This is a genomic window from Tepidimonas sp. (assembly GCF_029335975.1).
Taxonomy (GTDB): Bacteria; Pseudomonadota; Gammaproteobacteria; order Burkholderiales; family Burkholderiaceae_C; genus Tepidimonas.
In genome coordinates this window covers 1-10,156 of the sequence record NZ_JARJMT020000006.1, presented here as the reverse complement: position 1 = coordinate 10,156, position 10,156 = coordinate 1, and the positions used below count along the sequence as shown (strand labels likewise).

Sequence of the window (10,156 nt, the reverse complement as noted above, 5' to 3'; positions counted from 1 at the left end):
TGCAGCTTGATGTTCATGAGGGCATCTCCCGATGATGGTCGTCAACGCCTTGACCCGCTGCCCAGCAGCTCGCGCAGAACGCTTACCGCCAGCAGGTACGCATGGCGTGATGGCACTATCCAATCATCCGGGATGCGACAGGTATTGAACGGTGCGCGGCGCATCCTGCGCCTCGGTGCCTGAAGCAGGCGAGCGCGGGACATGCCGCCCCGGCAATATCAACGACTGAATTCCCGCCCTGGAATTTCACGCTGCGCTGCCCAATCCAATGGCAAGGCTCGCCGGATCAGGCGCTCCAGCACAAGGCCGACTGCCTTTTCCACCACGCACGCCTCGACGATGTCAGGTGCAAGCCGGGTCAGTTGCGCGATCCGACTTGCATGCCCCCGGTCAATGCTCTCGGCTGCCGCGATCTCGGTGATGGAGGGTCACGCGCGCCCTGACCTCGGCCGGGTTTGCGCTGTCCATCGATGATTTCGGCACCGGGTATTCCTCACTGGCTTACCTCAAGCGATTTCCCGTTCATAAACTGAAGATCGACATCTCGTTCGTGCGGGACATGCTGACCGATCGCAACGATCTCGCCATTGTGTCCGCCATCGTTGCCATGGCGAAGAGCCTCGGCCTCAAGACCCTGGCCGAAGGTGTGGAAGAGGCAGCGCAGGCGGAACACTTGCTGGCATTGGGTTGCGACGAAGCACAGGGGTATTACTTCGCCCGTCCGGAGCCGGCCGAGGTTTTCGCGCGCAGGTGGTTGCAAAGCGCATGTCCGAGTCATGATCTCGGTCAGGACGTGGATCGCCAAGAGCAAGGCCACCTCGGTACATGACGGCAAAGCCGCTCCATGGCACCGGGCCCCGGCGCATGATCACGCCCTCGAGTTCTCTCAAACTCTTCGTAGCGTTCACGCTGATCCGTGATCGGGAGCCGTCAGCCCGGTCGGTTCAACAGCGATCGGGGCCATTGCCTCTGCGAAAGCGCACAGACCAAAGGCACTTGGGCTGGCTCGCCCCAACTGCTTCACCTCATCAGGTTCCGCCTGGGAACTCCAGGCAGAACCGGGTCCTGCCCTGCGCGGACGTCACGCTGATCGATCCTCCATGGGTTTGCATAATGGCGCGGGTAATCGCCAATCCCAGCCCTGCGCCGTCGGTTTCCGGATGTGACCGCGATGGGTCAGCACGGTAAAACCGATCGAACAGGTGCGGCAGTACCCTCGGGTCGATGTCCTCGCCGGTGTTCTCGACGCTCACCCGGGTGGCTTGGGAAGACTGGCTGATCTCGATCGTGACCTCGCCATGTGGCGGGGTGTGGCGCAGCGCGTTCGAAAGCAGATTGCTCAGGGCACGGCGGAACATCAAGCGATCACCGACGATCTCGCCCTCACCACGCTGAGCCAGTCTGACGCCCTTCTCCTCGGCGACCGCCTCATAGAACTCGATCAGGGCGTGCGTTTCCTCGGCTGCCGAGAAACGTTCCCGGTTCGGCAGCATCATCCCGCGTTCGGCCTTGGCCAGGAACAGCATATCGGACACCATGCGGCCCAGACGCTGCAGTTCCTCGGCATTGGAAGCCAGAATCTCCCGGTAGGTATCGGCATCCCGCCGGGTAGCCAACGCGACCTGGGTCTGGGTCAGCAGGTTGCTCAGGGGGGTGCGCAGCTCATGCGCCAGATTCGACGAGAACTCCGACAGTCGCGTGAACGCGTCTTCCAGCCGGTCCAGCATCTTGTTGAGTTCGTGAGCCAGATCGGCCATTTCGATGGGTACCGCCTCGACGGGCATGCGCTGGTGCAGCTGCTGGCTCGTGAGCGTGGTCGCTCTGGATTTCATGGCACGCAATGGCGCCAGCCCCTTGTACGCGGCAAACCAGCTCAGCAAGCCACAGATGACGATCGTCACGACGGCATAGGTCATCAGGGTGCGCCGCAACTTCAGCATGAACCGTGTGTGATGCGCCGTGTCCATGGCAACGAGGATGTCCAGCCGCGTCGTTGCGTCATAGGCTGGAATAACCCGGACAAGCATCCCGCGAAACGCCTGCCCTTCGTCGGCCCAATGGATCAGCGCGTCGTTGCCGTTGCCTTCATCGGCCGGTGACAGTTCGCGCGGGAGGCGAAATCCTTCGGACTGGAAGAGCGTTTCACCTTTCGAATCATGGACGCTGACGTACAGCCCGTGATGGTGGCTCAATGCCTCACGCAGCAGCCACTTGGCGTCCTCGGCCGAATTGGATCGCGCCAAAATATCCTCGATCAGGTGCTGCTTGTCCTGCAGCGCCATGTGATCCAGCTCGATGAAATGCCGCTCGGATGCAGCGATGACCAACAAGGCCAATCCAAACACCACAGCCCCAGCCGCCAACGTAAAGAAGAGGGTGAGCCGGGTCGTCAGTGACAGGGAGCGAAACATTCAGCGCTCCTCCGGTGCTTCCAATACGTAACCCATGCCACGTACGGTGTGGATCAGCTTGACCTCATGACCCTCATCAATCTTCGCGCGCAAGCGCCGGATGGCCACCTCGATCACATTGGTATCGCTGTCGAAATTCATGTCCCAGACCTGCGAGGCGATCAGCGAGCGGGGCAGGACCTCGCCATGACGGCGCATCAGCAGTTCCAGCAAGCCGAACTCTTTGGCCGTCAGGCTGATTCGTCGCCCGCCGCGTGAAACGCGTCGGCGCAGCAGGTCCAGTTCGAGATCGGCCACGCGCAGCACGGGGCTCTCGTTGCCACTGCGCCCCCGGCGCAGGATCGTGCGCACGCGGGCCAGCAATTCGGCAAAGGAGAAAGGCTTGACCAGATAGTCGTCCGCACCGAGTTCAAGGCCTTTGACCCGGTCTTCCACCTGATCGCGTGCGGTCAGGAACAGCACCGGCATCTGCAGGCCGCGATGGCGCAAGGACTGCAGTACCTGCCAGCCGTCGAGGCCGGGCAGCATCACATCCAGGATGACCAGGTCGTACTCGCCCTGCAAGGCCAGGTGCAGACCATCGGCGCCGTCTTGCGCCAGATCGACCACGAAACCCGCTTCGCTCAAGCCTTGACGCAGGTAGTCGCCCGTTTTGGGCTCATCTTCAACGATCAGTATCTTCATGAGGGTGCTCGGCCATATCGAATAGCCGCTAGTGTGACGATTTTGGGTGCACCTGACATGAAGATAACAAAAATGTAATCGGACGAACAGCATCCTGACAGGGGTGGCTCCATAGCATCTCACCCACGACTTCAGTAACTCATCGCGAGAAGCCCATGCCATCTTTGAGTCCGTTTCATTTGCCATTGCCGTTGATGCCCTCGCGGCGGCGCTTCGTGCGCGGCTTGGTCGCCGGCGGCGTGATGGTCGGCCTGTCACCCTGGGTGCGTGCTGCGGCGCAGGGGCTGGCCGACACGCGCACGGGTGCGGCGCCCGTGCTCAGCGGCACGAACATCGACCTGGTGGTTGCCGAGTCGCCGGTCAACTTCACCGGCAGGCCAAGGATGGCGACCACCATCAACGGCTCCATCCCGGCGCCAACGCTCAAACTTCGGGAAGGCGACACGGTCACCATCCGCGTCACCAACCGCCTGCGCGAGGCCACCTCGATCCACTGGCACGGGATCATCCTGCCCTACCAGATGGACGGGGTGCCTGGGGTCAGTTTCCCGGGCATCGCCCCTGGCGAAACCTTCACCTACCAGTTCCGTCTCGAACAAACCGGCACCTACTGGTATCACTCGCACTCCGGCACGCAGGAGCAGACCGGCATGTACGGGGCGTTGATCGTCGAGCCGCGTCAGGCAGACCCTATCCGCGCCGACCGGGACTACGTGGTGCAGCTGTCCGACTGGACCGACGAAGACCCCATGCGGGTGCTCGCCAAGCTCAAGGCGCAAAGCGACTACTACAACTTCAATCAGCCGACGGCGATCGATTTTTTTCGCGACGTCGCCGAGATGGGGCTTTCTCGTGCACTCGACAAGCGTGCGATGTGGAACCAGATGCGGATGAACCCGACCGACCTGGCCGATCTCTCGGGGGCGACATTGACCTACCTGATGAACGGCGTCACCCCTGCCGGCAATTGGACTGGCCTGTTCCGGCCGGGCGAGCGCGTGCGTCTGCGGTTCATCAACGGCGCGGCCAACACCTTCTACGACGTGCGCATCCCGGGGCTCAAGATGACGGTGGTGCAAAGCGACGGGCAGAACGTCGAACCTGTCACCGTCGATGAGTTCCGCTTCGGGCCGGGCGAGACCTACGACGTGATCGTCACGCCCCGAGAGGACGCCTACACGATCTTCGCGCAATCGATGGATCGAACCGGCTTCGCCCGCGGCACGCTCGCGGTGCGCGAGGGCTTGAACGCCGCCGTGCCTGCTCTCGATCCCGTCGAATGGCTCACCATGGCCGACATGATGGGCGCGATGGACCACGGCGCGATGGGCCACGACATGCCGGGCATGAAGCACGACATGTCCGGCATGAACCATGGCGCGATGGCCATGGATCACGGCCAGCACGCGATGCATGGCATGACAGGCGGCGCGATGGCCAAGCCCAGCGCCACGGTCCGTCACGCACGCACGGAATACGGCCCAAGCACGGATATGCGGGTGGACATGCCGCGCACCAATCTTGACGATCCGGGCATTGGCCTGCGCAACAACGGCCGGCGCGTGCTGACGCTGGCCGACCTCAAAACGATCGGCGGCCCTCTCGATCCTCGCGGGGCCGAGCGCGAGATCGAGCTGCACCTCACCGGCAACATGGAGCGCTATACCTGGTCGCTCGACGGCCTCGAGTTCGGCAAGAGCACGCCGGTGCATCTGAAGTACGGCGAGCGGGTGCGCGTCATCCTGCACAACGACACGATGATGACGCACCCGATGCATTTGCATGGGCTGTGGAGCGAGGTGGAAACGCCCGACGGGCAGTTCCTGGTGCGTCGCCACACCGTCCCGGTTCAACCCGCGCAGCGCGTCAGCTTCCTCGTGACCGCCGACGCCCTGGGTCGCTGGGCCTGGCACTGCCACCTGATGTTGCACATGGACATGGGCATGTTCCGCGTGGTGGTCGTGTCATGAAACTCATCCCAAGTAGATTCGCCATGAAACCCTGCTCTCTCTTCACTGCGGCGCTGGTGCTGCTCGGTGCGGCGCCCGTCTGGGCGCAAACAACGATGGAAGGCGGCGGCCATGCCGGGCACCCGGGCACGGCTCCAGCCCCAACGCGAGCCGAATCGCCCGCGAGCGCCACCATGGACCACGGCAGCATGCGCATGCAAGGCGGCCCCGCCCCCGCCGATGCCCGCGATCCGCACGCGTATGCCAATGGCTTGACCTTGGAGTCGGGCCCGTACGCATTTCCTGGGCCACGGCAACTGCGGCTGTCCGATGAACATGCGTTCGGCAGCGTGCTCCTCGATCGCCTGGAGCGCGTCGACACGAAGGACGGCAACGCCACCGCCTATGAGGCGCAAGCCTGGTTCGGCGGCACCTACGACCGCCTGGTCCTCAAGGCCGAGGGTGACGTCGCCAAAGGCAAACTGGAGGAGGCACGCACGGAGGTCCTGTGGGGCCATGCGATCGCCTCGTACTGGGACACCCAACTCGGGGTGCGGCTGGACAGCGGCACGGGGCCTGACCGGACTTGGCTCGCTGTGGGCATCCAAGGGCTCGCCCCGTACTGGTTCGACGTCGATGCCACCGCCTACGTCGGCAGCTCGGGACGCACGGCACTGCGCCTGTCGGGCGAGTACGAACTCCTGCTCACCCAGCGCCTGATTCTGCAGCCCCGCATGGAAGTCAATCTGTATGGCCGGCGCGATGAAGCGCGTGGCCTGGGCAGCGGGCTGGCCGATGCCACCACAGGGCTGCGCCTGCGTTACGAATTCTCGCGCCAGTTCGCGCCCTATGTCGGCGTCGAATGGGCGGGCAAGTTTGGACAGACGGCGGATTTTGCGCGCGCCGAAGGGCAGCGCACCCGGCAAACGCGGTATGTGGCGGGCGTGCGCCTGTGGTTCTAGCAGCGCCCACGCACAACCACGATCTCATTCACGAATCCCATCAGGAGCATCCAATGATGAAGAAAACCTTGAGCGTTTTGGCGCTGAGCGCGTTGCCTGTGTTGGCGCTGGCCGCCGGCAATCATCAGGGCGGCCATGGCATGGCCGGGCACGACATGCAAGGCATGCACGGTTCGATGCACGGTGGCGCATCACACTCCAACGTCGGCAAACCAGGCGATCCCGCCAAGGTCGACCGCACCATCGAGGTGGTCATGGACGACTCGATGCGGTTCACGCCCGCCACCATCACGGTCAAAAAGGGCGAGACGATCCGCTTCTTTGTCAAAAACGCGGGCAAGGTGCCGCATGAAATGGTGGTCGGCTCCTTGCAGGAGCTCAAAGAACACGCTGAGATGATGCGCAAGATGCCCCAGATGCAGCATGCCGAGCCGAACATGGTGACGCTCCAGCCTGGCCAGCGCGGCGGGCTGGTTTGGCAGTTCGATCAGCCCGGTACGGTGGACTTCGCCTGCCTCATCCCCGGCCATATGGAAGCGGGCATGGTGGGCAAGATCGTCGTCGAATAAGCAGCGTCACCGGGGGTCCTTGTCATGCACCAAACCGTTGATCAACCGTTCCCCCGGCGGCGCAGGCTGCTGCTGGCGGTGCTTGCGCTGAGTCTTCCCTCCCTGGCACCAGCCGCCGCACCGCAGACGCTTGCCGTGCAGGTGTGGAAGGACCCGAACTGTGGGTGTTGCAAGGACTGGATTGCCCACCTGGAGAAAAGCGGATTCCGCGTGAATGCCGTCGACCAGGGCAACGGCGCGGCCCGCGCTCGCCTCGGGATGCCGCAGAAATTCGGTTCCTGCCATACGGCCCTGATCCAGGGCTATGTGATCGAAGGCCACGTACCCGCCACGGACATCCAGCGGCTGCTCAAGGAAAAGCCCCAAGCCCTGGGCTTGGCGGTGCCGGGCATGCCCATTGGTTCACCCGGCATGGACGGGCCGGTGTATGGCGGCCGACGTGATGCCTACCAGGTCTTGCTGGTTGGGAAAGACGGGTCGGCACAAGTGTTCAGTTCCCATCCATGAAGAAACCCCTCACCCGGCGATGAGCGCGACGCATCATGATCACCACCCCGACACGCGTGGCTCGTCCGGCCTGAGCCGGCGTGTCAGGATCGCGTTGCTGATGGTTGCCCTCATCGGCGGCTTCTATCTGCTGCGCGAGCACTGGATCCATGTCGCAGGCAATTGGGTGTACCTGTTGCTGCTGGCGTGCCCGCTGATGCACCTGCTGCATGGCCACGGTGGCGATGGCGGGCATGGTGCGCCGCCCGACAAACCCGCCAACAGGGAGGCGTGAAGTCATGGACCTGCGATCAGACCACGAACACCGCCGACACGCCCACGACCACCCGAGCGCACTGCAGTGGGCCGAAGGTCTGAAGGACCCTGTCTGCGGCATGGACGTGACCGCGCAGTCCGAGCACCACGTCGAGCACGCAGGCCGACTCTTTTACTTCTGCAGCGCCAAGTGCCGGGCGAAGTTCGTCGCCGAACCGGCGCGCTATGCCCACAGCGGCCACGCGCCTTCGTCTGTCGAAGCGCCGGCGCTGGCGGCAGGCACGATCTACACCTGCCCCATGCACCCCGAGATCCGGCAGGATCACCCCGGCTATTGTCCGAAGTGCGGCATGGCGCTGGAGCCGGTGCTGCCCGATCTCCAAGAAGAAGAGAGTCCCGAGCTGCGCGATTTCCAGCGCCGCTTCTGGTACACCCTGCCGCTGACCGTCATGGTCACTGTGCTGGCCATGTTCGGCCACCAGTTGCATTGGTTCGAGGCGCGCACACAGACCTGGATCGAACTCGTTTTGTCCCTGCCCATCGTCCTGTGGGCGGGCTGGCCGTTCTTCGTGCGCGGCTGGCAGTCCGTGGTCCATCGCAGCCCGAACATGTGGACCCTGATCGCGCTGGGCACCGGGGCGGCGTTCGTCTACAGCGTGGCGGCGACCGTGGCCCCACAACTGTTCCCGGACTCGTTCGTGTCCATGGGACGGGTCGCGGTGTACTTCGAGGCGGCGGCGGTGATCATTTCCCTGACCCTGCTGGGGCAGGTACTGGAACTCAAGGCGCGTTCGCAGACCTCGGCCGCCATCAAGTCCTTGCTCGGACTGACCCCCAAGACCGCCCGGCGCCTTCGCGACGATGGCACGGAAGAGGACGTGCCCCTGACGCACATCCATGTCGGCGATCGGCTGCGCATTCGACCCGGCGAAAAGGTTCCGGTAGATGGTACGGTAATCGAGGGCAGCAGCGCTGTGGACGAATCGATGCTGACGGGGGAGTCCCTGCCCGTGACCAAGCGGGTGGGCGACAAGGTCATCGGTGCGACGCTCAATACCAGTGGCGCGCTCGTCATGGTCGCCGAACGTGTCGGCTCGGCGACCATGCTGTCCCAGATTGTGCAGATGGTGGCGCAGGCGCAGCGGTCCAAGGCGCCGATGCAGCGCATGGCCGATGTCGTGGCGGGCTATTTCGTGGTCGCGACGGTGTCCATCGCCGTGCTGACCTTTTTTGCCTGGGGCCTGTTCGGGCCGGAACCGCGTTGGGTTTTTGGCCTCATCAACGCCGTGGCTGTGCTGATCATCGCCTGCCCCTGCGCGCTGGGCTTGGCCACGCCCATGTCGATCATGGTGGCGACCGGGCGAGGGGCTACGCAGGGGGTGCTGTTTCGCGATGCCGCCGCGATCGAGAAAATGCGCCAGGTCGATACCCTGATCGTCGACAAGACCGGCACATTGACCGAGGGCCGGCCGCGCTATCAGACGACGATCGCAGCCGAAGGCTTCACCGCCGGCGAAGCCTTGCGACTGGCTGCCAGCCTCGACCAGGGCAGCGAGCACCCGTTGGCCGAAGCCATCGTCTCGGCCGCGCGCGAGCAAGGCCTGGCGCTCTCACGCGCCGAGGAGTTCGACTCGCACTCAGGCATCGGCGTGCGCGGGCGCGTCGATGGACATGCCGTGGCACTGGGCAACACGGCCCTGATGGAACAGCTCGGTGTGGACGTGCGGCCATTGGCCGAGCGGGCGGAGGCGCTGCGCGGTGAGGGTGCCAGCGTGATGCATCTGGCCGTCGATGGCGTGCTCGCCGCAGTCCTGGCCGTCGCCGACCCGGTGAAGAAGACCACACCGCAAGCGCTGGCGTCGCTGCGCGCGGAGGGCTTGCGCGTCGTCATGGCCACGGGCGACGGTCTGACCACGGCCAAGGCCGTGGCGGCGCGCTTGGGCATCGATGAGGTGCATGGCGAGGTCAAGCCCGCCGACAAACTGCAACTGGTGGAGCGGCTGCAGCGCGAGGGGCGTATCGTTGCGATGGCTGGTGACGGCATCAATGATGCCCCGGCCTTGGCAAAGGCCGACGTCGGTATCGCCATGGGCACCGGCACCGACGTGGCGATGAACAGCGCACAGATCACGCTCGTCAAGGGTGACCTGCGCGGTATTGCGGTGGCGCGCGCCTTGTCAGTGGCCACGGTCCGCAACATGAAGCAGAACCTGATGTTCGCCTTTCTCTACAACGCACTGGGCATTCCCATTGCGGCCGGCGTGCTGTATCCGCTCACCGGTTGGCTGCTTTCACCGTTGATCGCCGCCCTGGCGATGAGTCTCAGCTCCGCATCGGTGATCGGCAATGCGCTGCGTTTGCGCGGCGTCCGTCTTGTCTGAACACGAGGATCGTCGCGCGTGCCGTGGTGGGTGCTGGTTGCACTCCCAGATCGCTGGGTCTGTCGTATCGGTTGCCACCCGACGTTGGACACCTGATCCCTATCGAGGCCTGGAATGCTCTCGACCACGGCACCTGAGCCGCCTCACACCGATACCGCACTTGGCGCCCAGTCGGCATCGCCATAAGCACTTGCACCGATGTGGCGATGAGTCCGCGCCCCGCCTCGGTGAGCAGGAATGCATTGAGATTGGCACACGATTAATCCCGATCCCATCCCGAATGGAATCTTGCATATATGTAGTCGCCCCTGAAATATTCCTAACCCGTTGATAAAGCGTTCGTTTTTGGCTGTTTTGCGGTACAATTTCTCCCAGCTTTTTGCCACCCTCGACGCGGTTGCTGGGAGTTCTGACCATGGCCGAGTGCATGCACAGCGA

General features: G+C 63.9%; 8 protein-coding genes and 1 pseudogene. 7 read left to right on the top strand and 2 right to left on the bottom strand.

The features are described from left to right. Nucleotides 1–460: 460 nt before the first annotated feature. A pseudogene (locus tag P3W97_RS00370) lies at nucleotides 461–829 on the top strand (EAL domain-containing protein); the annotation flags it as partial. A 199-nt stretch (nucleotides 830–1,028) separates the two neighbouring features. On the opposite strand, the gene P3W97_RS00365 reads toward P3W97_RS00370, so the two are convergent. Both P3W97_RS00365 and P3W97_RS00360 read right to left on the bottom strand, forming a co-directional pair. Beyond that, the gene (locus tag P3W97_RS00365) at nucleotides 1,029–2,411 is read right to left on the bottom strand and encodes a heavy metal sensor histidine kinase (protein WP_043702101.1); all 1,383 of its coding nucleotides are present in this window, start codon (nucleotides 2,409–2,411) and stop codon (nucleotides 1,029–1,031) included. Further along, nucleotides 2,412–3,095, bottom strand: coding sequence for a heavy metal response regulator transcription factor (locus P3W97_RS00360; RefSeq protein WP_043702099.1), 684 nt, complete (start codon nucleotides 3,093–3,095; stop codon nucleotides 2,412–2,414). 155 nt (nucleotides 3,096–3,250) lie between these two features. Between P3W97_RS00360 and P3W97_RS00355 the strand changes: the two genes are divergently transcribed. The 6 genes from P3W97_RS00355 to P3W97_RS00330 are packed head-to-tail and all read left to right on the top strand — an operon-like array spanning nucleotide 3,251 to nucleotide 9,718. After that, complete coding sequence (locus P3W97_RS00355) at nucleotides 3,251–5,065, top strand: copper resistance system multicopper oxidase (RefSeq protein WP_300842999.1); 1,815 nt, start codon at nucleotides 3,251–3,253, stop codon at nucleotides 5,063–5,065. Nucleotides 5,066–5,088: 23 nt separating this feature from the next. Next, a complete protein-coding gene (locus tag P3W97_RS00350) occupies nucleotides 5,089–6,006 on the top strand; it encodes a copper resistance protein B (RefSeq protein ID WP_300842998.1) in 918 nt (305 codons plus the stop codon). 56 nt (nucleotides 6,007–6,062) lie between these two features. Further along, complete coding sequence (locus P3W97_RS00345; RefSeq protein WP_026330412.1) at nucleotides 6,063–6,575, top strand: cupredoxin family protein; 513 nt, start codon at nucleotides 6,063–6,065, stop codon at nucleotides 6,573–6,575. A 24-nt stretch (nucleotides 6,576–6,599) separates the two neighbouring features. Beyond that, complete coding sequence (locus P3W97_RS00340; protein WP_043702089.1) at nucleotides 6,600–7,082, top strand: DUF411 domain-containing protein; 483 nt, start codon at nucleotides 6,600–6,602, stop codon at nucleotides 7,080–7,082. Between the two features lie 19 nt (nucleotides 7,083–7,101). After that, entirely contained in the window at nucleotides 7,102–7,356 is a 255-nt protein-coding gene (locus tag P3W97_RS00335) for a DUF2933 domain-containing protein (RefSeq protein ID WP_019562346.1), read from the top strand. Between the two features lie 4 nt (nucleotides 7,357–7,360). After that, nucleotides 7,361–9,718, top strand: coding sequence for a heavy metal translocating P-type ATPase (locus P3W97_RS00330; protein ID WP_300842997.1), 2,358 nt, complete (start codon nucleotides 7,361–7,363; stop codon nucleotides 9,716–9,718). Nucleotides 9,719–10,156 lie beyond the last annotated feature (438 nt).

What these genes read in the sequence shown, in the direction of transcription:
- P3W97_RS00350 (WP_300842998.1), top strand. Translation starts at nt 5,089, where the DNA reads ATGAAACCCTGCTCTCTCTTCACTGCGGCGCTGGTGCTGCTCGGTGCG.
- P3W97_RS00335 (WP_019562346.1), top strand. Translation starts at nt 7,102, where the DNA reads ATGAGCGCGACGCATCATGATCACCACCCCGACACGCGTGGCTCGTCC.
- P3W97_RS00365 (WP_043702101.1), bottom strand. Translation starts at nt 2,411, where the DNA reads ATGTTTCGCTCCCTGTCACTGACGACCCGGCTCACCCTCTTCTTTACG.
- P3W97_RS00355 (WP_300842999.1), top strand. Translation starts at nt 3,251, where the DNA reads ATGCCATCTTTGAGTCCGTTTCATTTGCCATTGCCGTTGATGCCCTCG.
- P3W97_RS00340 (WP_043702089.1), top strand. Translation starts at nt 6,600, where the DNA reads ATGCACCAAACCGTTGATCAACCGTTCCCCCGGCGGCGCAGGCTGCTG.
- P3W97_RS00360 (WP_043702099.1), bottom strand. Translation starts at nt 3,095, where the DNA reads ATGAAGATACTGATCGTTGAAGATGAGCCCAAAACGGGCGACTACCTG.
- P3W97_RS00330 (WP_300842997.1), top strand. Translation starts at nt 7,361, where the DNA reads ATGGACCTGCGATCAGACCACGAACACCGCCGACACGCCCACGACCAC.
- P3W97_RS00345 (WP_026330412.1), top strand. Translation starts at nt 6,063, where the DNA reads ATGAAGAAAACCTTGAGCGTTTTGGCGCTGAGCGCGTTGCCTGTGTTG.